The organism is uncultured Campylobacter sp. (assembly GCF_938045595.1).
GTDB lineage: Bacteria > Campylobacterota > Campylobacteria > Campylobacterales > Campylobacteraceae > Campylobacter_B.
In genome coordinates this window covers 1-23,911 of record NZ_CALIBB010000097.1, presented here as the reverse complement: position 1 = coordinate 23,911, position 23,911 = coordinate 1, and the positions used below count along the sequence as shown (strand labels likewise).

Annotated in this window: 22 protein-coding genes; 9 read left to right on the top strand and 13 right to left on the bottom strand. The window is 49.3% G+C overall.

Going from position 1 to position 23,911, the window contains the following annotated elements; translation table 11 throughout:
* Nucleotides 1-185 (top strand): hypothetical protein (locus Q0340_RS04140; protein ID WP_298082279.1); only part of this gene is annotated, 185 nt, incomplete at its 5' end.
* 46 nt (nucleotides 186-231) lie between these two features.
* Here the strand turns inward: Q0340_RS04140 and Q0340_RS04135 are convergent.
* The 7 genes from Q0340_RS04135 to Q0340_RS04105 all read right to left on the bottom strand — a co-directional run bounded on the left by Q0340_RS04135 (nucleotide 232) and on the right by Q0340_RS04105 (nucleotide 7,569).
* Entirely contained in the window at nucleotides 232-2,439 is a 2,208-nt protein-coding gene (locus Q0340_RS04135; RefSeq protein ID WP_298082278.1) for an endonuclease MutS2, read from the bottom strand.
* Complete coding sequence (locus tag Q0340_RS04130) at nucleotides 2,429-3,217, bottom strand: hypothetical protein (protein ID WP_298082277.1); 789 nt, start codon at nucleotides 3,215-3,217, stop codon at nucleotides 2,429-2,431. The genes Q0340_RS04135 and Q0340_RS04130 overlap by 11 nt, the downstream gene beginning before the upstream one ends.
* Before the next feature lie 61 nt (nucleotides 3,218-3,278).
* On the bottom strand, nucleotides 3,279-4,586 hold the full coding sequence (gene murC, locus Q0340_RS04125; RefSeq protein ID WP_298082276.1) for a UDP-N-acetylmuramate--L-alanine ligase: 1,308 nt from the start codon (nucleotides 4,584-4,586) through the stop codon (nucleotides 3,279-3,281).
* Between the two features lie 163 nt (nucleotides 4,587-4,749).
* Nucleotides 4,750-4,962: a hypothetical protein gene (locus Q0340_RS04120; RefSeq protein WP_298082275.1), complete on the bottom strand. Its 213-nt coding sequence runs from the start codon at nucleotides 4,960-4,962 to the stop codon at nucleotides 4,750-4,752.
* Nucleotides 4,963-5,093: 131 nt separating this feature from the next.
* Nucleotides 5,094-5,663 (bottom strand): recombination mediator RecR, encoded by a 570-nt coding sequence (gene recR / locus Q0340_RS04115; protein WP_298082274.1) that lies wholly within the window; start codon nucleotides 5,661-5,663, stop codon nucleotides 5,094-5,096.
* Nucleotides 5,660-6,901: an ArsS family sensor histidine kinase gene (locus tag Q0340_RS04110; RefSeq protein WP_298082273.1), complete on the bottom strand. Its 1,242-nt coding sequence runs from the start codon at nucleotides 6,899-6,901 to the stop codon at nucleotides 5,660-5,662. Before Q0340_RS04110 ends, recR begins: the two co-directional genes overlap by 4 nt.
* Nucleotides 6,898-7,569: a response regulator transcription factor gene (locus tag Q0340_RS04105; protein WP_005870149.1), complete on the bottom strand. Its 672-nt coding sequence runs from the start codon at nucleotides 7,567-7,569 to the stop codon at nucleotides 6,898-6,900. Before Q0340_RS04105 ends, Q0340_RS04110 begins: the two co-directional genes overlap by 4 nt.
* A 129-nt stretch (nucleotides 7,570-7,698) precedes the next feature.
* Here Q0340_RS04105 and dnaJ point away from each other — a divergent pair, with 129 nt between their 5' ends.
* The 3 genes from dnaJ (at nucleotide 7,699) to Q0340_RS04090 (ending at nucleotide 10,913) form a co-directional block, all read left to right on the top strand.
* Nucleotides 7,699-8,790, top strand: coding sequence for a molecular chaperone DnaJ (gene dnaJ, locus Q0340_RS04100; protein WP_298082272.1), 1,092 nt, complete (start codon nucleotides 7,699-7,701; stop codon nucleotides 8,788-8,790).
* A gap of 223 nt (nucleotides 8,791-9,013) precedes the next feature.
* The gene (locus tag Q0340_RS04095; RefSeq protein ID WP_298082271.1) at nucleotides 9,014-10,258 is read left to right on the top strand and encodes a hypothetical protein; all 1,245 of its coding nucleotides are present in this window, start codon (nucleotides 9,014-9,016) and stop codon (nucleotides 10,256-10,258) included.
* Nucleotides 10,259-10,472: 214 nt separating this feature from the next.
* The gene (locus Q0340_RS04090; protein WP_298082270.1) at nucleotides 10,473-10,913 is read left to right on the top strand and encodes a hypothetical protein; all 441 of its coding nucleotides are present in this window, start codon (nucleotides 10,473-10,475) and stop codon (nucleotides 10,911-10,913) included.
* Nucleotides 10,914-11,076: 163 nt separating this feature from the next.
* Here Q0340_RS04090 and Q0340_RS04085 read toward each other — a convergent pair whose 3' ends face one another.
* The 3 genes from Q0340_RS04085 to Q0340_RS04075 all read right to left on the bottom strand — a co-directional run bounded on the left by Q0340_RS04085 (nucleotide 11,077) and on the right by Q0340_RS04075 (nucleotide 14,517).
* Nucleotides 11,077-12,480, bottom strand: a complete 1,404-nt coding sequence (locus Q0340_RS04085) for a M48 family metallopeptidase (RefSeq protein WP_298082269.1) — start codon at nucleotides 12,478-12,480, stop codon at nucleotides 11,077-11,079.
* Nucleotides 12,456-13,778 (bottom strand): MATE family efflux transporter, encoded by a 1,323-nt coding sequence (locus Q0340_RS04080; RefSeq protein ID WP_298082268.1) that lies wholly within the window; start codon nucleotides 13,776-13,778, stop codon nucleotides 12,456-12,458. Before Q0340_RS04080 ends, Q0340_RS04085 begins: the two co-directional genes overlap by 25 nt.
* A gap of 298 nt (nucleotides 13,779-14,076) precedes the next feature.
* Nucleotides 14,077-14,517, bottom strand: a complete 441-nt coding sequence (locus tag Q0340_RS04075; protein WP_298082267.1) for a GNAT family N-acetyltransferase — start codon at nucleotides 14,515-14,517, stop codon at nucleotides 14,077-14,079.
* A gap of 218 nt (nucleotides 14,518-14,735) precedes the next feature.
* Between Q0340_RS04075 and Q0340_RS04070 the strand changes: the two genes are divergently transcribed.
* A complete protein-coding gene (locus Q0340_RS04070) occupies nucleotides 14,736-15,722 on the top strand; it encodes an amidohydrolase family protein (protein WP_298082266.1) in 987 nt (328 codons plus the stop codon).
* 933 nt (nucleotides 15,723-16,655) lie between these two features.
* Here Q0340_RS04070 and Q0340_RS04065 read toward each other — a convergent pair.
* Complete coding sequence (locus Q0340_RS04065; protein ID WP_298082265.1) at nucleotides 16,656-17,390, bottom strand: alpha/beta hydrolase-fold protein; 735 nt, start codon at nucleotides 17,388-17,390, stop codon at nucleotides 16,656-16,658.
* 79 nt (nucleotides 17,391-17,469) lie between these two features.
* Here Q0340_RS04065 and abc-f point away from each other — a divergent pair, with 79 nt between their 5' ends.
* Genes abc-f through Q0340_RS04045 form a run of 4 tightly spaced genes read left to right on the top strand, consistent with a single transcriptional unit; the run spans nucleotide 17,470 to nucleotide 22,096 of the window.
* Nucleotides 17,470-19,422 (top strand): ribosomal protection-like ABC-F family protein, encoded by a 1,953-nt coding sequence (gene abc-f, locus Q0340_RS04060; protein WP_298082264.1) that lies wholly within the window; start codon nucleotides 17,470-17,472, stop codon nucleotides 19,420-19,422.
* A gap of 5 nt (nucleotides 19,423-19,427) precedes the next feature.
* Nucleotides 19,428-20,636 (top strand): M48 family metallopeptidase, encoded by a 1,209-nt coding sequence (locus Q0340_RS04055; protein ID WP_298082263.1) that lies wholly within the window; start codon nucleotides 19,428-19,430, stop codon nucleotides 20,634-20,636.
* Nucleotides 20,623-21,423, top strand: coding sequence for a peptide chain release factor N(5)-glutamine methyltransferase (prmC, locus tag Q0340_RS04050; protein WP_298082262.1), 801 nt, complete (start codon nucleotides 20,623-20,625; stop codon nucleotides 21,421-21,423). Before Q0340_RS04055 ends, prmC begins: the two co-directional genes overlap by 14 nt.
* Nucleotides 21,424-21,430: 7 nt before the next feature.
* Nucleotides 21,431-22,096, top strand: a complete 666-nt coding sequence (locus Q0340_RS04045; protein ID WP_298082261.1) for a uracil-DNA glycosylase — start codon at nucleotides 21,431-21,433, stop codon at nucleotides 22,094-22,096.
* A 484-nt stretch (nucleotides 22,097-22,580) separates the two neighbouring features.
* Here Q0340_RS04045 and Q0340_RS04040 read toward each other — a convergent pair whose 3' ends face one another.
* Together Q0340_RS04040 and Q0340_RS04035 are read right to left on the bottom strand one after the other, a co-directional pair.
* A complete protein-coding gene (locus tag Q0340_RS04040) occupies nucleotides 22,581-22,976 on the bottom strand; it encodes a YbgC/FadM family acyl-CoA thioesterase (protein ID WP_177389364.1) in 396 nt (131 codons plus the stop codon).
* Complete coding sequence (locus Q0340_RS04035; protein ID WP_298082260.1) at nucleotides 22,966-23,490, bottom strand: DUF4149 domain-containing protein; 525 nt, start codon at nucleotides 23,488-23,490, stop codon at nucleotides 22,966-22,968. Before Q0340_RS04035 ends, Q0340_RS04040 begins: the two co-directional genes overlap by 11 nt.
* Nucleotides 23,491-23,911: the final 421 nt, after the last annotated feature.

Here is a 23,911-nt window from a genome sequence, read left to right as displayed (position 1 = left end):
CGGAGTTGCGAGGCGCGCCCGCCCCCTTACCAACCCCCACCCGCGCGACGCTAGCGGGGCGAGCTACGCTCGCGTTAAATTTAAACTGCGGACTGCGTCCGCGCTTATTTTCTATTGCGGCTACGCCGCATGAAGTTTTAGCGAAAAGCCAAGTTACAAATTCTGCGGCGAAATTCTATGTCTAAATCATTCGCGCTGGCGTCTAAAGTGAAAAGACCTTTGGGTCAAAGCCTACAGCGAGACGACCTTTGAGCCGAAGCCCCCTTCTGCGGGCGTGCCGTCGCGAAAGCCCTTGACGCTCGGGTGCGATTTTAAAAACTCCTTTACCGCGAACGCGAGCTTGCCCGTGCCGATGCCGTGCTTGACGATGATCTCATCAAAGCCCATCACGAGGCTTTGGCTGATGAATTTATCAAGCCTGCTGATTGCTTCCTCGGCGCGCAAGCCGTGCAGATCGAGCACGAGCGACGCAGAGGAGGGCTTTTGCACCTTGATGCTGATATTTTTTGCGGGTGCGGGCGTCGCACCGCTGCGCTTTAGCTCGCTAAGCGGCACGCGCAGCCTGATACCGTCGCTTAGCATCAGCGCCTGGGTTTTACTGAGCGATAAAATTTCGCCCTTGATCTTGCCGTATTTTACGCGATCGCCCACCTTGAGGCTTTGCGGCTCGGGCGTGCTGAGTTCGGGCTGCTGCACGGCCCGTGCGAGCTCGTTTGCGCGGTTTATGGCGCGCTGCTTTTCGCGCACGTCGCTTAGGCTCACGCTGCGTTTGGCCTCCGAAATGGCGCGGTAGTATTCGTTTTGCAGCCTTGAAAGCTCCGCCCTCAGCTCGCTTTGCGCGCGCTCGCGCTGATCTTTTAGCGCTTCGCTCAGCGCATCCAGCTTCTCCTCTTTTTGCTGCGTCTGTGCCAGCTTTTGTTTTAGCTCAAGCTCTAAATTTATCGCTTTTGAGATCGCTTCGTTTAAGTTCTCTTTGCTCTCGCCGTAGTTTTTGCGCGCCGCGGCGATCAAATTTTGCGCTATGCCGTAGCGCAGCGCGGTTTCAAAGGCGTAGGATTTGCCGATCGTACCTTTTAAAAACTCATATTTCGGCGCGCTGTTTTTCTCGTCGTAAAGCGCCGCTAGCAGCTCCACGCGCGGATCTTTCGCAAGCAGCATCGCCAGGCGCTTGTGATGCGTGGTGATGATCATCTTCACGTCGCCGCTTATCAGCTGCTCGATCATCGCGCCGTATAGGCTCGCAGCCTCCTCAAAATCGGTACCCAGCTCGATCTCATCGACGCCGATTAGAATTTCTTTGCGCCCGAACAGCTTGCTAAAGGCAACCATCCTGCCCGCGAAGGTCGAGATGTCGTTTTTGGAGTTTTGCGGATCCTCCATTATGAGCTCGAACTCTTTAAAGGTGCCGATGCGGCTGAGGCTTGCGCGAATAGGCATCGGAAGGAGGTACTTAGCTAGCAGCGCCGCGCTTAGAATGCTTTTTAAAAGCATCGATTTTCCGCCCGCATTCACGCCGGTGATTAGCAGAATTTTACCCGTAAATTCCACGCTCACGCGCTTTGGATTTTTAAGCGCGGGGTGGGCGAAGCTGTCTAATACGATGTCGCGCGAGGGCTCAGGCAGGACGAACTCATAATCGCTCGCTCTTGCCATCGCGGCGCGCGCAATCAGCGCGTCGATCGCATCGAAAGCGGCGTTTATAAATTTCAGAAAGGCTAAATTTTTATTAAAAACCGCGCTGATCTGCTTGCAGTGCTCGAATACGATCTGCTCTTTTTTATCCAAAATCGCGCTTTGAGCGGATTTCAGAGCCGCGATCGCGTCTGGAAGCACGTAAAAATAGCCTCCGCTTGATCGCGCTACGACGCTGCCTTTTAGCACGTGGTTGAAGCCGCCGCGCACCAGCAGAGCCTCGGTGTCGCTTATGTAGTGGATCTGCGTGTCGGCGAGATAGGGCGAAAGGGCTTTGGAATAGATCAGCCTTTTTAGCGTCTGCTCGATCTCGCCCTTTTTTATTTTAAACGCCTCGTTCAGCGCGCCGAAGCGCTCGTCTATCGCGTCGCGAAAGCCGCCCTGATCGTCGAAATAATCCTTTAATTGCGCGATGGGCGCAGGAATCTCGATCTTTGCAAGCCAAGCGGCGAGTTTGCCTTCGAAGGGCTGCTTTTTGAGATACAGAAAATATCGGACGATCTTGCTAAACTCGTAAATTTCGCTGATATGAAGCACGCCGTGCTTGCAGATGCGCATCAGCGCGTCGTCTAGATTCGCGACGCTCTCGCACTGCGCGAGATCGAATTTCGTAAGCTCTGAAATTTTTTCAAAATTTAGCTTACTATCGCCGCTTAAAAACAGCGGCTTTTCGCGCGCCAAAAAGCTTTTAAATTTGGCTAGATACTCGCCTAGATCGAGGCGCGTAAAGAGTTCGTCACTGATCATAAACGCACTCTTTGATCTTGTAGGTTTTGCCCTTAAACTCCGCGCCCGCGCTTTTTTTGGCGATGAAAGCGCCCAAAGAAAAGGAGTAGGTGAAGCTCTCTCGCGTTACTATCTGCGCGGAGCCTTGCTCTTTGTCTGCGGCGAAATTTTGCGTAGCTTTAGAATTCTGCGCTGTAGAACCTTGCATAGAATTTTGCTCGGCTACGTTAAAATTCTGCGCGGAGCCTTGGGGATTAGAGGTTTGCATGTCGCCTTGGTGCGCGGAATTTTGCGAAGCGGAGTTTCGCATACCTTCTTGGCTCGCGGAATTTTGCGGCGCGAGGCTCTGCGTATCGCCTTGCCCTGTAGAATTTTGCGAAGTAGGGCTTTGTGCGGAATTTTGTCCGCCCGAGACGGCACCGTTTATTTGCGCAGCGGAAACTTGCTCGTTCATTTGAGCGGTGGAGCTTTGCGCGGTAGAAGTGGTCTTGTCTTGCGCGTTTAAATTTGCTTCGCCGGCTTGCACGCCCAAAATTTTAGCATCCGCGTCGCGCGTTTCAGAAGTGGAATTTATCGCGCCGCCGCATCTTAATCTGGCACCCGCGTTAAATTTAAACACCATCTCCTCCTCAAGCTTGGCGGATCGCTCGCTCGCGCTTTCGTAAAAATAAGCCCCCGCGCATAGCAGCACGATCAGTGCCGTGGCGATGATTTTAGCTTTTTTGCTTAAAATTTCGTCCCGCACGAAAAAGATCGCCGCGATAAATAAAAATGCGAAAATAAACACTAAAAATCTCAAATTTTATCCTTGCCCGTCCGCTGCGGAGTTCGTTTCATAAATTCGGCGAGAGTTTTCAAGCCTAAAATTCTCCGCGCAGCTGATAGGTGATGTCGCCTGCGCCAAATCCGATCACGAGCCCGTCGTTTATGATGTGGCGGACGCCGAAAATATCGCTAAATTCTATCTTCTCGCCGTTTCTAAAGACCCGCTCGGTAAATAGTGCGCCGAGCCCCTTAAACTCCTCTTTCAGATCGATGCCGTTACTAGGCTCGCCAGCGGCGTAAACGGGCAGCACCACTAGCTCTTCTACACCCGCAAAGCACTCTTTAAAAGCGTTTAAATTCGCCTTAAGTCTGCTGAAGCGGTGCGGCTGAAAGATCGCCGTGATCTTGCTAAGACCTAGCAGGCTAGCGTATTCGCGCGCGCTTTGCAGCGTCGCTCTGATCTCGGTAGGATGGTGGCCGTAGTCGTCGATGAGCACGAAGTTTGGGGTGGCGCACAGGATGTCGAAGCGCTTTTTGATCCCTTGGTAATTCAGTAAATTTTTGCGGATCTGCTCTAGCCCCGTCTCGCACGCTGCGGCTAGGATCGCTAGCGACGCATCAATCGCGATGTGCCTTCCTAGCCCGTAAACCTCGAAGCGCCCGAGCTCTTTAAGATTAAAGCTCATAAACGGCTGATGATCGCGCAGCAGCACCTTTAGATCCGTTATATCGCGCGAAGGAAAGAGCTTGATACAGCCGAGCTTGATGGAGCTTAAAAACTCGTCTTCGGCGTTTATCACGCGGATCTTGGCGCGTTCCAAAAAGCCGCGATACGCCGCGTGAAATTTATCCAAATCGTTGTCGTAATGATCCATATGCTCGGGCTCGGCGTTGGTCACGACCGCGACGTAGGGGTTGGAATTTAAAAAGCTCGAATCGCTCTCGTCGGCTTCGAAGATGATATTTTCGCTATTTTCATATTTCATATTCGAGCCGAACTGCTTGGAGATTGCGCCGATGATAACCGAGCCGTTTATCAGCGCCGAGGTTATCGCGCTCGTGGTGCTTTTGCCGTGCGCGCCGGCGATTGCGAAGACGCGCTTGTCTTTTAGCACGAAGGGCAGGGCTTCCTTGCGCGAGAGGCAGACGATCCCCTTTTTGCGCGCGGCTTGCAGCTCGACATTGTCCTCTTTGATCGCGGCGGAGTAGATGACGATCTCCTGATCTTTGATCGCCGAAGCGTCGTGCGGAGTGATGATCTCCATGCCGTCCGCTCTTAGCTTGTAGGTCGTCTCGCTCTCTTTGATATCCGAGCCTGAGATGATAAAATTTTTCTCGTGTAAAAATCTTGCTAATGCCGATATTCCTATGCCGCCGATGCCGATAAAATGAACCTTTTTCACCTTTGTCCTTAAATATTATAATGGAAAATTACGTTTAAATTTTTAAATCCCACGTCTGCGAAATTTAAAAATTTAAACCATTTTGTGCGCCTTGAAATTCTCCTTTAAATTTTACGAGCTCGCGGCGTCGCGCAACCCCGTCTCGCTACTTTCGAAAGCGCTTTTAAAATTTGAGCGCTCGAAATTCGCCGTTTAGAATTTCGCCTTTTAAAATTTGAACGCTCGAAATTCCGCGCTCAAAACTCCGCTTTGAAACAGGAGCGCTTAAAATTTTACGGCTCAAACTTGCCGTTAAAGCCTCGCGGCTAGCGAGGTCCCGCCCTGCCTGCTGCATCGTATTGCATACCGAAGCCGCGTAAATTTTAATAAATTTCATCGCGCGCCGACTGTTTAAATTTACGCTTAAAATTTCGCCGCTTGGGCTTTGCGGCTAAATCTATTCGCCGCTTTGCGCTTTAAATTTAGCCGATAAATTTATCCGCATAAATTTAAAATTTCGTCGAAATTTTAAATATCGGTGCGCCCGTTGATCGCCTTTATCAGCGAGAGCATATCGACGTTATCTAGGCTCACGCCCGTAGGCACGCCTTGGGCAAGCTTAGTAAATTTCAAACCCAGATCCGCGAGCTTGTCCTCGACGTAGAGCATGATGCCGTCGGAGTTGATGCCGGGCGTCAGCGCAAAAATCAGCTCGCGCGCGCCGTTTTGGCTCACCATCTCGCGTAGCGCCGCGATTTTATCTTCGTCAGCGGCGTCTAGCACGAAGTAGCGACCGTTGTAAATTTTATTACTCTCTAAAATAAAGATATCTTTTGGGTTTTCGACGATGCAAATTTTATCGCTTTCGCGCTCCTCATCGGCGCAGTATTCGCAGATCTCGCCCTCGCATACTGCTCCGCAGATGTGGCATCTGTGCAGTCCACGCACCGCCTCTTCGATATTGTGCGCTAAATTTAGCCCCAAAAAGGAGTTTTGCACGCTTACGTAGTAGGCAAAGCGTAGGGCGGATTTTTTGCCCACGCCCGGAAGCTTTTCAAAGCTTGCAACGAGCTCTTCGAACCTGTCCGTGCCGCTCATATGGTGCCCTTCGGCGAAAAGACGATCGAGAAGTAGTGCGTGCCGTCGCTGTAGTTGTACTCGAAGCGGAATTTATGCAGCTCGCAAATTTTATCGATGATGTAAAGCCCAAGCCCCATGCCGGTGGCTTTCTCGTCTTTATTTCTGATAAAGGCTTGCTTGTAATGCTCGAATGATTTTGCAAGCGCCGCTCCGCGATTGGCGACGCTTACTTTGTTTTCGTCGCAGATGATGCGGACTTTTTTATCGCTGGAGTATTTTAGGGCATTGTCGATTAAATTTTTAATCGCTAGCGCAAATAGCCCGAAATCCACGTTTATCACCGCATCGCACTCGATATCCGTGCTGATGAGCTCGTCCCAGTTATCGAGCATAGACATATCTTTTACTTGCTCTAAAATGAGGCTGAAATGATAATCCTGATAATTTAGCGAGTAGCTTTTTGAGAGCAGTTGCTCGATTTTGGCAAACTCGTTGATTAAAATTTCAAGCCGCTCAAAGACATTGACGAGCCGCTCTTTTTGTGTTTCGTCATCTAGCATTTCGGTGATGAGCCTGCCCTTGCCGATCGGGGTTTTAAGCTCATGCATGATGGTGCGCAAAAACAGCTGGCGCGAGCGGATCAGCTCTTGAATTTTGGCAATCGCGTTGTTAAATTCCTGCGCGACCTGCCCGATCTCATCTTCGCTATGCGTGGCGGCTAAATTTACGTCCAAGTTGCCCTGGGCGAATTTTTTGATATTTTTGCTTAGTTTTTTTAGCGGCGTAAAACTTCGCACGATCGATAAATAAAGCGAGATCAAAACTGCCATCGTAAGCAGAAATCCAACCCAAAGCGGATCGTTTAAATTCTTCGTGCCGAGGCTTTCGAAAACCACGACGAAAGAGTTGTTTTTTATATTTAAAAACAGCGAATTATTATACTCGACCGAGCTAAACTCGCCGATAGAGGTGTCTTGGACGAAAAAAATTTTACCGCTCGTGATGATGTTTTGGATGATATTTTTGTCTTTTACAAGCTCCAAGCCATAGCTGGAGAAGTAGCGCTCAATATCGCTGGGAGGGGCATTACGCTTGTATAGCTCAAGTAGATTATTGACCGCGTTTATTTGATTAGCCTGCATGCTGCCTAGAGCTCTATTCATCTGCATCCGTGCGAATGTGATGAAAAGCACGCAGACTAAGATGATCGCGATTACAAAAAAAACCGAAATTTTAGTGATTAAGGAGTGCTTCATCCGATGAGCTTGTAGCCGATACCGCGAACCGAAAAGATATGCTTAGGCGCCTTGGAACTATCGCCTATTTTGGTGCGCAGACGCCCGATGATGACGTCTAAGCTCTTTGAATCCTTGTCTTTTAAGCTTTTGCAGTGATATACGAGCTGCTCGCGAGAGACGGAGAAGCTGTGCTGCTTGATGAGGTATTCTAAAATTTCATACTCCGCAGGCGTTAGCACGAGCGACTCCTCGCCGAAGTAAATTTCATGGCGCTTGTCGTCGATACGAAATACGCTATCCGTGGCGGTTTCTTCCTTCTCGCTAGCTTTTTTATAGCGGCGGATGAGGCTCATGATACGTGCGTGCATCTCTTTTGGATCATAAGGCTTGGGTAGATAATCGTCCGCGCCGATCTGAAGCCCCACGACGCGATCGCTCACGTCGCTTCTAGCCGAGCTGATGATTATCGGGATGTCGTATTTCTCGCGGATCTCTTTGCAGACTTCAAGTCCGTCCATCCCCGGAAGCGTAAGATCCAAAATCAGCAGATCGTAGTTTTTGATCCCAGCGCTAATGCCCAGATATGGGTCTTCAAAGTTTGTAACTTGGATGTTAAATTTAGCCAGATATTCGGTTAGAAGCTGTGCAAACTCGCTGTCGTCTTCTATCATCAATACATTTATCATTTTTTATCCTTTGCATCGTTGATTTGAAATTTTAAATATTGCATTATACATAAAAATAGTTAAGTCTTAACTTGCGTTTTATTAAATTTAGATAAAATTGCCCCTTTTGTATAGTTTAAGGAGAATTTCGTGGAAGAAGATTATTATGAAATTTTAGGCGTGGCGCGCGATGCCGACGCCGAGACGATAAAAAAGGCGTTTCGAAAGCTCGCTTTGGAATTTCACCCCGACCGCAACCAAGGCGACAAGGAGTCGGAGGAGAAATTTAAAAAGATCAACGAAGCGTATCAAATTTTAAGCGACGATCAAAAGCGCAGAATGTATGATCGCTACGGCAAAGAGGGCATCAGCGGCGCATATAGCGGCGCGAGCGGCGGAGGATTTGATTTTAGCTCTATTTTCGGCGATTTTTTTGAGCAGGCATTCGGCGGAGGCGCTCGTTCGCGCCCTAGCGATCCATATGGAATAGATACCGAGCTAGCCGTAACGCTGGAATTTAAAGAGGCTTTAGAGGGCGTTCACAAGGAGATAAAATACAAGATCAAAAAGCCGTGCCCTACTTGCGACGCCACCGGCTCGAAGGATAAAAAGAAGCACACTTGCTCCGCTTGCGGCGGCACTGGACGCGTCGCGGGCAGGCGCGGATATATGAGCTTCATCCAAAGCTGCTCCGAATGCGGCGGCACGGGCGAGATCGTAAAAGACAGGTGCAAGGATTGCGGCGGCAAGGGCTTTACCGAAGAGGACGTGAGCCTTAAATTTGACATTCCTGCAGGTATCGACGACGGACAGCGCGTACGCCTAAGCGGCAAGGGCAACATTTCTAAAACCGGCGAGATCGGGGATCTATACGTGATAGTGCGCGTTAAGGAGGATAGCCACTTCCTGCGCGATGGAGACGACCTGTATATCGAGGTGCCGGTGTTTTTCACGCAGGCGATCTTGGGCGAGAGCATCGAGGTGCCGACGCCGCGTGGCAAGGCGGAGCTGAAACTCAAAGTAGGCACCAAGGACAAGCAGCGCTTCACGATCTACGGCGAGGGCGCGCCGAATATCCGCACCAAGAAAAACGGCGATCTGATCGTGCAGGTAAACGTCCAAACCCCTAAGAAATTGAACGAGAAGCAAGAGGCGCTTTTGCGCGAGCTTCAAGAAAGCTTCGGCAGCAAGGGCGGAGACGACGAGGGGATACTCGATAAAATCAAGAATTTTTTCAAGTAAATTGCCTTGATTTGCCTTGATCTGTTTTGAGCGGTGGTCTTGCGGTTTTATTTACCAAAGTACGGGATTTTCGCTTGGAATCTCGCTAAGAGTTTGGATGTAATTTCGGTGTAAATTTCGTGTCATTATTTGGATAAAATTTAATTAGCATTTAATATTATTTAAATTTAAAGATTCTTAATATTAGTAAAGCAAATTAAAATTTTTATAATTAAGAGGTAGGATGATGTTAAAACAAATTTTAAATGTAGCGTTAGCATATGTTGGGGTTATTGTCGGTGCTGGATTATCGTCCGGTCAGGATCTGATGCAATATTTCGTCAGTTTTGGCAAATGGGGTATTCTTGGAGCCGTTATTCTTGGTATCCTCAATGCCGTCTTTGGTAAAATCATTATTACATTCGGTAGTTATTTTAGATCCAATGATCACTTTGAAGTTCTTTCACAAATTGCTGGATCTATCACTAATAAAATTCTTGATATTTCTTTAATTATTTGCTGTTTTGTGGTAGGTTTTGTCATGATTGCCGGGGCTGGATCAAATCTTAATCAGCAATTTGGCATGCCATTCTGGTCAGGAACACTCCTATGTGCCGTATTGATAATCCTTGTTAGCTTTCTTGATTTTGAAAAAATCACGAATGTGATCGGGATATTTACGCCTATTATTTTTATCATGATTATGATTATGGCAGTGTATACCTTTGCAAGTCAACGTTTTGATTTTAAAGAATTAGAAACAATTGCAAATACAATCTCTACTCCAATGCCAAATATCTGGTTTTCTGTTCTGAATTATTTTTCGCTCTGCGTTATGACAGGTGTATCAATGGCTTTTGTATTAGGGGGATCCATTATAAGGATTGGTGTAGCAGAAAAAGGTGGTACTTTGGGTGGATTTATAATCGGTATTATCATCACAGTTACAACCTGTATATTATATGCAAATGTAAAACTTGCAACGACTGTTGATATTCCTATGTTGGCTATTGCCAAACAGATTCACCCTGCATTTGCGTTTGTGTATGCACTTGTTATCTTCGGCTTAATCTTTAATACTGCTTTCAGTTTATTCTATGCCTTAGCAAAACGTTTCTCATCTAATCAATCAAAACGTTTTTATCCAATTATGATTGGCACCGTAGTTGTAGGGTATATATTATCCTTTATGGGCTTTAAAAAATTAGTATCGATTATGTATCCAATTCTAGGTTATATTGGTTTTATAATGTTGATGGTATTACTAATTGGGTGGATCAAAGAGAGGTCAAATGTTAGAGATGAGAAGTTTTTGCGTCGCAAGATGATTCGGTTGATCACAAAAAAATATGATGATGAACAGGAATATACGAAGGCAGATAAAGAAAAATTTCAGAAGCTGGGTGAGGATTCAATAGTTGATACTAAAAGTATTAAAAGCGATATCAAAGATCTTGTCAAAGAGCAGTTCACTGATGATAACAAATAAATAAAGTTCAAAAAAATAAAGAAAGAACGATTATTTGAATTGGTTGAATTTTAAAGGGCGGTAAAGGATTTCGCTTGAAATAAAAAGAGCTCGGAAAACCTTGATTAGCCTAATTCAATATAATGATTTTAAAAAGATTAAATCAAACATATTTTCTGTTCTTTATCGTAAAAATTTCAAAATAAAAGCAACTATGAATTTAAAAAGGACAAAGATGGATCGCAAAAACGGGCCTGCAAATTTCAAATCCGCGGATGATGAGATGTTTGCGTTTTTATCGAGCTTGGGCGATCGCTGGCAGGTAAGCGAGGGCGGAGCGCGCTTTATAGAGAAAAATTTTACCTTCATCGGCTCCAAGCCCGTCTTGCGGGGTTTGAAAGATTACGCGACCGCGGACTGCCTGAGCTTTGCCGGTGCCAGAAGCTTCATAGACGCAAACCCCGCGGTAAAAACGAGGATTTTGAGCGGCGAAATCCACTATCTAGGCGATAGTCTAACGAGCGCCGAGGTTAAATTTGCGCCTGAATATTTTTACGATTTTTTAAAATTTATAATGGAGCAGATCCCTGAACACCACTATTTTTTCAGTCCTACCGCGCGCTGGCTCCTGCTGGTTGCGATGGAGAAATACGTGGAATTTGCGGCTTTAGATTAGCGTTTGGATCCGCGAAAATTTGCGAAATTTTACTTCGCCTGCGCCGCGCAAGTTCGGACTGGCTGCGACCTGCTACGGCGCGACGGAAGATCGGTTAAAATTTATCGACCGCAATGATCGTGCCGCAGCGGCGTGAAATTTAAACGGGCGCCCCGTTTGCGAACTAGCCCTTGCCTAACTTGATACGTGCCCTAAAATCTGGCATGATCTGCGCGATGAGCGCGTAAAAATCCGCTCCGTGGTTTGCGTGGATGAGATGCGCGAGCTCGTGCAGCACGACGTATTCGACGAAGCGCCGATCCCGCTCTATCAGGCTTAGCGAGAAGTTGAGATAGCCTTTAGCGTGGTTGCAGCTGCCCCAGCGCGTCTGCATTTTGCGCACCCGCACCCGCACGATCTTGCGGTCTATCCGTGGGGAAAGCTTCGCGATATAGCGCAGATAAAGCTCAAGCGCAAAGGCCTTTTTAAACGCCGCAAACTCGCCCTCGCTCTCGCAAAAGATCGCGCCCCCCGATACGAAAATTTTATCTTTAAATTTAGAGTTTTGGATAAAATTTTTGATCGTAAAATCGGGCTCATCGTGCTCAATCGCTGCAGCTTGCGCGCTTTGCGCTGCATTTTGCGGCACGTTTTCGCTCGCGGATTTTGAAGTTCTTTCGTTCACAGCGGGTTTAAATTTTGAAATTCCTTCACCCACGACAGAGCTAAATTTTGAAATTCCTCCGCTCTCGGCGGGTTTAAAATTTGAAATTTCTTCACCCGCGATAGGTTTAAATTTTAAAATTCCGTCCCTTGCGGCAGGGTCAAATTTTAAAATTTGATCGCTTGCGGCGGAGTTAAATTTACCTGCATCGTCGCTTTGCGGAGCGCACCCATCCGAGTGAAATTTTAAAATTTCGCCGCAGGATTGCTCGCGGACATTTTGCGCCGCTGTATTTATAAACTCGCCGCTTTGTCGCATTGCGTTTTGCTGTGCGAGCCCTTGCGCCGCATCGACGGGTAGATTAAATTTTAAATCCTCGCCCGCCACACTACTTTGCGAAGTGTGTTCGCCCGAGTGAAATTTTAAAATTCCGCTTCCTGCGCCGCTACCCACACCGTCATTCATGCCGCCCATGGAATTGTTTGCGCTGCCGCTCACATCGCCGCCATCACTTATGCCCGCACCGCTTTGTAAATGAGTCGAATTTACGCCGCCCGCGTCACTATTCGTACCGCCATTCGCCCAGTTCACGCAGTCCCGCGCGTCGCCATTGTCTAAATTTTTATTCGCGCTGCAGTTTGTACCGAGCTCAGCCTCGCGGCTAAATTTCAGCTTGTAAATTTTGCCTAAAATTCTAACCTGATCGCTCGCTAGTAGCTTGCTTTGCAGTCGCGCCAGCGTTTGGCGGATCCAGCTTTCATGCTTTAGAATGAAGTCTTTCGCTTGCGCCGCGGTGTAGGAGCGCGGCACGCTGACGCTGATTTCGCAGTCCTTGCTAATGCGGATACGCGCGTATTTCATCCGCTTAAAACGCAGACTGATCGGCAAGTCTAGCAAATTTAGACTAACTTTTTGCTCTGCCATTTTTTACTTATCCATCGCGCCGTATTCGCGCTGCCGCGCAGCCACTCGTCGCAGAAAAACCCGATCCAAACGCCCAAAATTCCATACCCCAGATGAATGCCCAAAAGCCAGCCCACGGGGATCGAGACGCCCCACATAAAGATCACGCCCATCGCAAAGGGAAACCTCGCATCGCCGCTTGCGCGCAGGGCGTTTACGAACACGATATTAAGCGTCCGTCCGAACTCAAGCCCCAGCGTGAGGTAAAAAAGCGGCCGCATGACCTGCTTGTGCGCCTCGCTTAGGCTCAGTAGCTCCATGATCTGCTCGCGCGCCAAAAACACGATCGCGACGAAAAGCGCCGTCGCCCCGAGCCCGAAGCGCAGCGCGGTAAAAGTGTGCCGGTACGCCTCCTGCGGCTTGGCGGCGCCTACGAGGCGACCTACGATGACTTCGTTTGCCATGCTGATCGCGCTTCCGCCGAAGAAGATGAATGATGAAATTTGAAAATAGATCGTCTGCACGGTAAGGCTCGCCTCGCCCATGCTCGCGACGAAGGCGAAGGCGACTAGATACTGCACGATCCACAGCATGTTTTCGCCCGCGCTCGGAAGCCCTACGGATAGAATTTTACGCAGCGTGGCGAGCTTGATCTTTAAAAACATCGTGAGGTAAAATTTTATCTTTAGCACCTTCGTGATGATGAGGAAGAATAAAAATACGCCGATCATGCGCCCTGCGATCGTGCTCACGCCGATGCCCTCAAGCCCGTAGTACGGCAGTCCGAACGGCCTAAATAGCACGACGTAGTTGCCCGCAAGCGTTACTAAATTCATCACCACTGAGACCGCGATGATGAAATTTGCGTATCCGTAAACGCGCACGATGGCGCTAAGCACGATCGCGACGGCGTCTATCGCAAAGACGATGCTGATGACCTTAAGATAGATCGCGCTTTCGCTCAAAAGCTCGGCGGGCACTTGCAGCGCGCGGAGTAAAAACGGCGCGCAGCTAAAGACGAAAACGCCGCTGCAAAGCCCTACGAGCGCGTTGAATGCGATGCTCGTGTGGATCGCGCGCATCGCTAGGACTTTGTTTTTCGCCCCGAGCGCCTGCGCTACGAGTACCGAGCAGCCCACGGCGAGGAAGCCAAAAACGGTAATGAAGAGCAAAAATATCTCGTTACCCGCCCCCAGCGCGCCTACTAGCGAGACGTCCACGCGCGAGATCATGTAGGTGTTGATAAACGTGGTCACGAGGCGCAAAAACATATCGATGTAGATTGCGAGCGAAAGCCTTAGTAGCGAGATTTCTTTCATATTTTGCCTTTATTTGCGGGAAATTGTAGCCGAAAATTCTTTTAGGTTTGCTTTTGCGCAGGTGGGGGCGAGTGGGGTTGTTTTCGCGCGCCCCGCGTAGAATTGAAATTTACGGCGCCCGGCGCGAATATACGGTGATTTAGCGCGGAGGAGCGAGAGCATACGTAGCCGCATATCTCGCGCGGCGATCTGTAGTAAAGGGGCAAAAAGACGGCGCAGAATTCCACGCGATTTAAAATTTAAAAGTCGCGTGGAAGTTTACTAAATTCACGCTGGTTGGAGTAAATTTCACTTTCCGCTAGATCGAATTTCGCTTCCTCATGTGGATCGTAAAGTGCTCCGACGCATCCTTAAAGCCGCACTTTTGTAGGAATTCTCCGGCGCCCTCAGCCTTGTGCAGAGGGGTCACGACAAAGGTGGTGGTGTGCGCAAAGCGTTTATTAAAGGCATTCACGAGCGCCGTGCCGATACCGCGCCTTTGATAATCCTTATGAACTATCACGCAGTAAAGATAGCTCGTAGCGAAGTTGTCGCGGTCGCAAAACGCCTCCAGCACCCCCACGGTCTTGCCCTGCGTTTTGGCGATCGCCACGTAATCATAGGTGCGCCACACCCTGTATGTCTCGTGCGGCGGCACGGAGGCTGCGTTTTGCTCCGTATCCCAGCCGATCGAGATCATTATCTCATCCAGATCACTAGGTTTAAAATCGGCGGAATTTTCTAAAATTTCAAACTCCATCTTCGCTCCTTAATTGAAATAGCTTTTCAAATCGCAAGTATATCGCCGCAGCTTTAAAACGGCATTAAATATTATTTAGCGGCTCTTGCGGCGAGGTTTAAATTTTAAAATTTAAAGGCGCGGCAAGGCGCGGTGCGTAAATTTTAATCCGAATTTAAAATTCTAACTATTTACCGCAATTTGATATAAACTCGGCAAAATTTTCCCAAGGATCCCCGATGCAAACGCTTGATTTTCACGTCCATCTGCTAAGCAAGGAGGTGCGCTTCGATCGCCCTTACGACAGGCTCGCGCTGCGCCTTTTCGGCAGGCGCTTCGGCATAGACGTATCGCGCGCGATCAAAGAGCCATACGAGGCCTATGTGGACGCTCTGCTCGGCGGGCTTAGAGCTTCGAAATACGTTAAAAAGGCGGTGCTTTTCGGCGTGGATGCTAAATTTAGCGACGCGGGCGAGCTAATCCATCGCGATAAGACCGTCTGCGCGGACAACGACAGCGTGTTTGAAATTTATCAAAAAAACCCAGATCTCATCGTGCCGTTTTTTAGCATCAATCCGAAGCGAGCGGACGCGCTCGATGAGATCGATCGCTGCTTCGAGCTCGGATTTAAGGGGGCGAAATTTTTACAAAATTATTGGGATCTGGATACGAGGCTGCCTCGCTACGTGCCGTATTTTGAAAAGCTCGCCAAGCTCGGCTTGCCGCTAGTGATCCACGTTGGCAACGAAAGCTCGGTGCCGAGCTCGCGCCGCTACGAGGCGCTGGAGATGATCTACGCGCCGCTTGAGCTGGGCGTTACGACGGTGTGCGCGCACATGGCGATTAACTATGAGTACTCGCATATCTTTCGTGCGCTCTCGCGTCGTCCGCGAAATTTCGGACACGATTATTTCGCGCTTCTGGCGCTTCTGCGTACGCACAAAAACCTCTACGCCGACGTTTCCGCGCTAATGACGCCGATGCGCGCGAAAGCCCTGCCGCATCTGGCAAGCCAAACGGACGTGCACTCGCGCCTGCTTTACGCTTCGGACTTTCCGGTGCCGTATTCCGCGATATATAACACCTACGATCTGCGCCTGTCGCAGCGTATCGCGCTGCATAAAGAGCCCAATCCTTTCGATCGCAACGCGCGCGGACTGCTCGCGTATTTCGGCGAGGAGAGCGAGCTGTGGAGCAATTACAAAAAAATTCTACCCTTTGCGTAGACGGTGAAATTTAGGGCGTGCGGTTAGAATTTGGCGTGTTCGCGGCTTTTTTTGCGGAGCGGCACGCGCGGCGCAGGTGCGGCGAACACGGCGTAACGCGCGCAAAAATGGAGCGGCGAGCGACTCGGCGTAGTTGTGGAAAGCAAAGCGTATGCCGCTCGAAGCGCGGTAGAGAGCTAATAATGAAGCGTGCGCTGTGAAATTTCATAGGGCAAAATTCCGCAAACGACAATTTGCAAAATTCTATAAATTTCGCCACTGATAATCCAGGAGGTGTCGGTCGAGTACGCTCGCTCGACGCTAAATTTTAAAATTTAAACCTAGCGGCGTGTATCGTAGTATCAAAGTACTCTTTGGCGCAGCGCAAATCTTGAAATTTCAGTGATTTAATTTAGCTAGCAGTTACACTAAATGAAACGGCGAGATCATACGCGGCGCGCTGCTGTTTAAATTTAGCTCACAGGCGCGCTAAATCCTAGCTGCGACATAATTTGCTTTAAATTTTATAATGACGGCTCGTTTGAAATTTTAAACCACTAGCACAATCTGCAAAATTTAGCGGCAGCCCGCCTGAAATCCGCACCGCATCGCGCCGTCGTATCGCAGCGACGAGCTGCCGTATATTTACGCTCAAAACCGATTCGCACTTACCAAAGCCGCTGAAATATCAACGATGCGCTGTATAATTCGCGCCGAATTGCGTAACGCCATTTTTGCGACATTGCTCATGCTATAAAATTTAACGCGGGTTTGTTTTAAATTTCATTGCATCGCACAAAAAGACCGTTCGCGAGAAATTATAACGGCGGCTCGCTTTAAATTTGCGCTTCGTGTCGCTTCTCGGCTCGTTTGTTTCAATCTCTCGCAGCACCTGTTTTGTCACGCCTGCCGTTTAATCGCCCGTCCCGCTAAATTTTAAAATTTGCTCTAATTTTAGGAGTTTACCAGCTTCAAAAGCGCCTTTGAAATTCTTGCGATCTCATCTTGCATGTGCCCGCCCGGATTTTGCTCAAACTCCGCTTTTGCGCCCGCGCCGCGGCATTTTGCGATGAAATTTCGCGCCGTCTCGCCGCAGAGTGCTCCGCGCGGATTTTTCGGGTTCATCTCGGCCTCGCCCAAGGACGCGTAGACGTGCGCCAGCCCCCTTTGCGGCGAGTGTGCGGCGACGAAGGCGTCAAATCCGCCGAACCAAAACGACGCTGAGACGCAGGCGATCTTTTGAAATTTATCGCTCGCAAACGCCGCATACGCGCTAAAAAGCCCAGCCAGCGAGTATCCCGCGCACGCTCGCCACGCAGGTTTGCCAGCGCCGAATACGTGCCGCTCGATACGCGGGATCAGCTCGTCCGTAAAATTTTTCAAGTGCGCCGCGCCGCCGCCTGCGAAATCACGCACCCCCTTAAACGGTGATTTTGCCGCCCACGGGCTAAGCTTATCGCCCCACTGCGCCTCGTTTAGATAGATCGCCGCAAGCACGAAATCCGCGCCGCTTTGTCGCGAGACGAGTTCGTAAATTTCGCCCATGCCGGTCGCGCCAAACTCCAAGGCGTGCAGGTAGATGATCGGTGCGGACGCGGCTTCTTTTGTAAAGGAGGGCGCAGCCGCAAAAGACGGCGCGTGCGGGGCGAAAATTTCTACGCACAGGTCGTCAAATTCCAAACTTTGCATCGCTGAACCTTTAAAAGTTATTAAAATTTAATAGAATTTTGTGTAAAATCACCGAATTTAACACTAGAGGAACTTAAAATTGGCTTTGATCGAGCTTATCGATGTTACGAAAAAATTCGGCTCTCACGTCGTTTTGGACGGCGTAAATTTCGCACTGGACGCTAACGAGCGCGTCGCCGTGATCGGCAAAAACGGCGGCGGCAAGTCCACGCTGATGAAGATAATTGCAGGTCTGTGCGAGATTGACGAGGGACGCGTGATCACTCAAAACGGGCTAAACATCCAGATGCTCGCTCAAACGCCTAAATTTGACGAAAATCTCTCGGTCAAAGACGCGCTGCGACGGGAGCTAGCTGAAATTTACGCCGCCCTTAGCGAATACGACGCGATCTCGAGTAAGATCGCCGCGCAGCCCGAAAACAGAGAGCTTTTGGCGCGCCAAGACGAGCTGATTAAATTTATCGAGGCCAAGGACGGCTGGCAGATCGATAATAAGATCGAGCAGGTGCTGCAAAATTTCGGGCTTAAAATTTACGAAAACCGCTCCGTCTGCACGCTTAGCGGCGGCGAAATTCGTCGCGTGGCGCTGGGCGCGCTGGTGCTTAAAAAGCCCGACGTGCTGCTGCTGGACGAGCCCACGAACCACCTCGACGTCTATATGGTGAAATTTCTAGAGGATATGCTGCTTAGCTCGAAGCAGACGATCGTTTTTATCAGCCACGATCGCTACTTCATCGACCGCTTGGCGACGTGCAGTATCGAGCTCGAAGAGGGTAAAATTTCAAATTTCGACGGCGGATACGAGAACTATCTGAGGCGCAAACAGGAGATGCTTGCTTCGCTCGAAAAGTCCCACGAGACGCTGCTTAAACAGCTGCGCGCCGAGGAGGAGTGGCTGCACCGCGGCGTAAAGGCGCGCCTAAAGCGCAACGAAGGGCGCAAGGCGCGTATCATGCAGATGAGGCAGGATGCGAAGAAAAACCCGGGCGCGATCCGCCGCGTGCGGCTCGAGCTGGAGCGCGCGAGCAGGAGCTTTAACGGCACGGGCGGCGACAATCGCAAAAAGATGCTTTTTGAATGCACGAATATCGGTAAAATTTTAAACGGCAAGGTGCTTTTCAAGGGCTTTTCGGCGCGGGTTTTGCAGGGCGAGCGCATCGGTATCGTAGGCGCTAACGGCGCAGGTAAAAGCACTCTGCTTAAAATTCTACTCGGTCGCAGCAAGATCGATGCGGGCGAGATCAAACGCGGCGAGATCAGGATCGGCTACTTCGATCAGACCCGCAGCGGTATCACGGACGATAAAAGCATAATCGAAATTTTCTGTCCCAACGGCGGCGATCACATAAGCGTCCGCGGCAGCTACATGCACGTCTATGGGTATTTGAAAAATTTCTTGTTTCCGAAGGAGTTTTTAGATAAGCCCGTGGGCGTGCTTAGCGGCGGCGAAAAGAACCGTCTGGCGCTTGCCAAGCTCTTTACCGAGCAGTACGATTGCTTGATTTTGGACGAGCCGACGAACGATCTTGATATCGCGACGATCAATATTTTGGAGGATTATCTGCTAAGCTTCGAAGGTGCGGTAATCATCGTAAGCCACGATCGCTATTTCATCGATAAGATTACAAATAAGCTTTGGGTTTTTGAAAAAAATGGCACGATCGATCAAATTCAAATGCCCTATTCGCAGTATCTGGAGTTTGAAGACGAGATGGCGGAGATCGATCAGATCGAGGCCGACGCTGGCGCGGGCGCGAGCGCAGAGGAGAGCGGCCGCGAAAACAAAAAGGAGAAGACGAGCACCGCGAAGCTTAGCTACAAACAGAATAAAATTTTAGAAGAGTACCCCGCTAAGATCGAGGCTATCGAGGCGCGTATAAAGGAGCTAAATCACGCGCTCTCGACGCCTGAAATTTATCAAAAGCTCGGTATGCAGGGGCTTTTTGAAGAACTTGAAGAAAAAAGAGGAACGTTAAACAGTATGGAAAATGAATATTACGAAGTGCTTTCGCTCGCCGAGAGCCTAAAGTAGGCGCGATGGTTTGGTTTTTGATCTTTTTATACGCGCTTTACACGATTTATAAAATTTCGCTCGATCTGCTCGAGCTAAGCTTCATCCGCGCCAAGCTAAAAGAGCCTGCGGTGGTGCTTAGCGAGGAGGATTATCGCAAGGCGGGCGAGGTCGGCGCGGTAAATTTAAAATTTAATATATTTTCGCACTGCTTTTCTTTTGCGGTGGCGCTTATTTGGATACTTGCGGGCGCTGGCGCGTTACAGCGCGCGATATATGATCTAGCGGGCGACGGGATTTTTGCGCAGAGCTGCTTTGTAACGGCGTTTTTAATCATCGGCGGCGCGATATCGCTTCCGCTTGAGATCTACAAAACCTTCGTCAAAGACAGGCGCCTAGGCTTTTCCACGATAACGCCCGCCGTTTTCGTAAAAGACGCGCTAAAATCGCTCGCGCTCACGCTAATTTTCGGCTTTGCGGTAGCCTCTGTGCTCGTTTTTTGCGTAAATAGCTTGGGCGCGCACTGGTGGGTCTGGGGCTTTCTGCTAAGCTTCGGCGTAGTTTTACTGATAAATCTGATCTATCCGACCGTTATCGCGCCGCTGTTTAATAAGATGCAGCCGCTAGAGCACGGCGAGCTAAAAGAGCGCATAGAGGGGCTTTTGCAGCGCTGCGGCTTTAAAAGTAGCGGCGTTTTTACGATCGACGCAAGCAAGCGCGACAAGCGCCTAAACGCCTATTTCGGCGGCTTCGGCGCGACGAAAAAGGTCGTGCTTTTCGACACGCTCATCGAAAAGCTTAGCGAGGATGAAATTTTAGCCGTTTTAGGGCACGAGCTCGGGCATTTCAAACACGGCGATGTTTTGAAAAATTTAGCGCTTAGCTTCGTGCTTTTGGGCGCGACGTTCGCAGTATTCGGAAACCTCCCCGCAGGCGTATTCGGCGCGCTGGGGCTTAGCGAGGGCGGCGGCGCGACGCTGGTTTTTATGGTTTTGTTTGCGCCGATTTTGCATGCGTTTTTTGAGCCGGTGATCTCCAAGTTTAGCCGCATGCACGAATTTAGTGCAGACCGACATGGCGCGAGCGTGCAGGATAAAGAGAGCATGATCGGCGCGCTAAAGAAGCTGGGCAGCGAAAACAAGGCGTTTCCGCTCGCTCATAAAATTTACGCCGCGGTGTATCATTCGCACCCGAGCCTATATGAGCGCATAAGAGAGCTTGATGAGGATCGCTGAGGCGTTAAGATGGGGCTTGCAGCAGTGCGGCTCAAAATACGTCGCGCGCGAAATTTTAAAGCTTTGCGAGCGACTTAGCGATGAGCAGCTCGTGCTAAGATGCTCGGAGGAGCTCGCGCACGAAGCGGAGTTTCGCGCTAAGATCGTTGAATTTAAAGACGGCCGCCCGCTTGAATACATCACGCAAAGCTGCGAGTTTATGGGCTTTAAATTTTACGTCGACGAGCGAGTGCTGATACCGCGCTACGAGACCGAAATTTTGGTAAAAAAAGCGCTTGCTTTGGCGCAAAGCTTGGGCGAGCCGCGCATTTGCGAGATCGGCACGGGCAGCGGAATAATCGCTGTATGTTTAAAAAAACTCCTTCCTTCTTGTCGCATCGCGGCTAGCGACATCAGCGCGGATGCGCTTGAGGTGGCGCGCGCAAATGCCGCGAGCTTAGGCGCGGACGTCGAGTTCATGCACTGCGCCTACGCAGATGAGATCGCGGGTGAGTTTGATCTCATCGTCTCAAATCCCCCATACATCGCAAACTCCTACGCATTGGACGCGCGCGTGCTGCAGGAGCCGAAACAGGCGCTGTTTGGCGGCGAGCGGGGAGATGAAATTTTAAAACGCATCGTGCTGATCGCCGCACGGCGCGCAAAATTTCTAGCCTGCGAGATGGGCTACGATCAAAAACAGAGCTTGTCGGTGTTTTTGCGCGAGCAGGGCTTTAGGGCGGAATTTTACAAAGATTTGGCGCAGTTTGATCGCGGATTCGTCGCGCGAAATTTAAACAGATCGTAGGCGCGCCGTGCAAAGCTCGCAACTACGCAGACTGCTTTATTACAAAGCGTTCGGCTACCGCTACGTAAATGCTGAAATTTTAAGCGGCGGCGAGCGATTTTTTAAGGCGCTGGACGCGCTGAAATCCGCTACCGCCGAGTGCAATCTCTGTGAACTTGCCAAAACGCGCACGAGCTCTAGCGAGCAAAATTTTAAAAATTTCAAAACTATCAAAAATTTTAAAAATTCTAAAACTCCCGCGAACGTAAAACTTATGATCGTAGCTCTTGCGCCGGGCGCTAACGAGGGTGTTAGCGGCGGCTTGGAGGCTGAGGTGGCAGCGTCGCTAGATCAAATTTGCGGCCCGGAAGAAATTTATTTTAGCTTTTTGATAAGGTGCGCGGTGCCGCAAAATAGGCGCGTAAGCTCGGAAATAATTTTAAAATGCGCGCCGTATCTGACTGATGAGATCAAAATTTTAAAACCCAAAGTCGTGCTCTGCCTGGGCGAGCTCTGCTGTAAAATCGTGCTGCGAAACGGCGATCTGGCGGGCATGGACGCGCTGCACGGCTCGGTCTTTAACGAGGGCGGTATCAGCTTCGTGCCGAGCTTCGATCCCGCATTCATCGCGCAAAATCCGAGCAAGGCGGAGCTTTTCAAAGAGGATCTGCAAAGAATAAAAGGGCTGCTGTGAAGCGCATTTTGGCGCTTTCTTTGCGCGCCGTTTTGATTTTGCGCGTAGCTTTATGCGTGTGCGCCTAGTTTGTGGATTGCGCCTACGCGGATGAGATCGCGGGCGAGTTTGATCGGCTTAAATTTCGCGGACAAGCGGGATTTGGCGGAAAAACACAGACTCGATCTGCGCGGGTTTAAATTTAAAAGCGAGAAATTCCATAAAGCGGCGGAGCGGGGCAAAATTTAACGCCATTGCAAAATTTCGATATTTCAAATTTTGTTTTCTATCTAGCTATCTCGGGTGTGTGAGGGGTTTATGTCGCGACGTAGCGTTAAATTTAAACCTTAACGCCGAGCGAAATTCTATGTCGTAAAATTTTATCTTGCCTGCAAATTTTATTTTGCCCAAGAGCTTTGCGCATTCTTAGATTTTATGCCGAAGATCGGTCTGCGCTATGTTTGTGCCGCACACGACTAGGTAAATTTGAACCCGCGAGATAAATTTATCTCAAAGATTTGAAAAATTCTAAAATTTCGGCGCTAAATTTGATCGGTCTGCCGTCTTTTACGAAGGCGATCTTTACGTCCTGTGCGTATAAAAGCTCGCTGAAATCCGCGTTTTTAATATCTTTGATCTTGTAAATTTCTTGCCGCAAAAGGGCGCTGGCGTTTTTGAGCGCGGCTAGGCTCGTGCGAATTTCAAGCGTATCGCCGAGGCGCGCGGGGCGGAGGAATTTAGCGCAAAGCTCGCTAACTACGAAGTATGCGTCTGCGCGCGCGAAGTCCACTCCTGCCTGCATAAGCGCCTCGCTGCGCGCTCGCTCGCAAAATTTTATGTAGTTGGCGTGATACACGATGCCCTGTGCGTCAGTGTCTTCGTAGTAAATTTTAATCTGCATCGGCTGCGCTTTGCTCCGGCGCTGCCTTTTTCGCGGCTAGAGCGGGAAGGATTTTTGCGAAAAACAGCACCGTTTGAAACACGATGATGAGTTTCATGCACCACTCGCTAGCCGCGTGGATTTGGGCAAATTCCGGCGTCATCGTCGCTTCTGCACCGATCTTTTGCGCGCTTATGACGTAGTCGGTAAAGTAAAGCACGAAAAGTAGGGCAAGTATGATATTTACGAGCGTCAGCATTAGGGTCGAAAGGCGCAAGCGAAAGGATTGCGATTTGTTGTTGTTGAAATTTATCATCTCAAAAACGAGGCAGATGATCGAGACTGCGATGAGGATGCCGCCGTATTTTACGAAGATCTCGCTCATTAGCTTGCCGCTTTGAAAGTGCGATAGCACGCCATCTCCGATAATCTGCTGCGGGAAAAATACCACGGGCGCGACGAGTGCGCCGAGCGAGAGCTCGATGCCGATAAGGGCTGCGATGATGAAGATATAGATAGAAAAAATTGCGCGCATAGAAATCCTTTTAAATTTTGATAAATTTTAAATCGGACGTGATTATAGCGAAATCTTATAATCGTGCGCTTAAATGTTTTGCAAGCGGGTTTTTGGACGAATGGGTGCGGTCGGCAGTTGCGATATTGCGACATATCGCGGTATAATGCGATTTTAAGTTTTTGGATGCGCCTGCCTGCGAAATTTATAAAATTTTTACGGAGGTTGGAGATGAAATTTGTCTCAGGTATGCTAAACATAAAATTCCATTATAAAATTTAAAATTTTCCAAATCGTTTTTTAAAATTTCTCTTGCGTATTCAGCCCCCTTTAAGCATCGCTTTTGTATAATTACAATTCTGTTTCGCACCGAGCCGAACCTGCTTCCTTAACTCTTAAGTCCTAGTAGTTTTAGCCTTTTAGCGAACGCGTTTTTTAAAAT

Excerpts from the sequence above, each read along its gene's own strand:
- Q0340_RS04135 (WP_298082278.1), bottom strand. The coding sequence starts at position 2,439 with ATGATCAGTGACGAACTCTTTACGCGCCTCGATCTAGGCGAGTATCTA.
- Q0340_RS04120 (WP_298082275.1), bottom strand. The coding sequence starts at position 4,962 with ATGAAATTTATTAAAATTTACGCGGCTTCGGTATGCAATACGATGCAG.
- recR (WP_298082274.1), bottom strand. The coding sequence starts at position 5,663 with ATGAGCGGCACGGACAGGTTCGAAGAGCTCGTTGCAAGCTTTGAAAAG.
- Q0340_RS04110 (WP_298082273.1), bottom strand. The coding sequence starts at position 6,901 with ATGAAGCACTCCTTAATCACTAAAATTTCGGTTTTTTTTGTAATCGCG.
- Q0340_RS04105 (WP_005870149.1), bottom strand. The coding sequence starts at position 7,569 with ATGATAAATGTATTGATGATAGAAGACGACAGCGAGTTTGCACAGCTT.
- Q0340_RS04095 (WP_298082271.1), top strand. The coding sequence starts at position 9,014 with ATGATGTTAAAACAAATTTTAAATGTAGCGTTAGCATATGTTGGGGTT.
- Q0340_RS04090 (WP_298082270.1), top strand. The coding sequence starts at position 10,473 with ATGGATCGCAAAAACGGGCCTGCAAATTTCAAATCCGCGGATGATGAG.
- Q0340_RS04085 (WP_298082269.1), bottom strand. The coding sequence starts at position 12,480 with ATGGCAGAGCAAAAAGTTAGTCTAAATTTGCTAGACTTGCCGATCAGT.
- Q0340_RS04080 (WP_298082268.1), bottom strand. The coding sequence starts at position 13,778 with ATGAAAGAAATCTCGCTACTAAGGCTTTCGCTCGCAATCTACATCGAT.
- Q0340_RS04075 (WP_298082267.1), bottom strand. The coding sequence starts at position 14,517 with ATGGAGTTTGAAATTTTAGAAAATTCCGCCGATTTTAAACCTAGTGAT.
- Q0340_RS04070 (WP_298082266.1), top strand. The coding sequence starts at position 14,736 with ATGCAAACGCTTGATTTTCACGTCCATCTGCTAAGCAAGGAGGTGCGC.
- Q0340_RS04065 (WP_298082265.1), bottom strand. The coding sequence starts at position 17,390 with ATGCAAAGTTTGGAATTTGACGACCTGTGCGTAGAAATTTTCGCCCCG.
- Q0340_RS04055 (WP_298082263.1), top strand. The coding sequence starts at position 19,428 with ATGGTTTGGTTTTTGATCTTTTTATACGCGCTTTACACGATTTATAAA.
- prmC (WP_298082262.1), top strand. The coding sequence starts at position 20,623 with ATGAGGATCGCTGAGGCGTTAAGATGGGGCTTGCAGCAGTGCGGCTCA.
- Q0340_RS04040 (WP_177389364.1), bottom strand. The coding sequence starts at position 22,976 with ATGCAGATTAAAATTTACTACGAAGACACTGACGCACAGGGCATCGTG.
- Q0340_RS04035 (WP_298082260.1), bottom strand. The coding sequence starts at position 23,490 with ATGCGCGCAATTTTTTCTATCTATATCTTCATCATCGCAGCCCTTATC.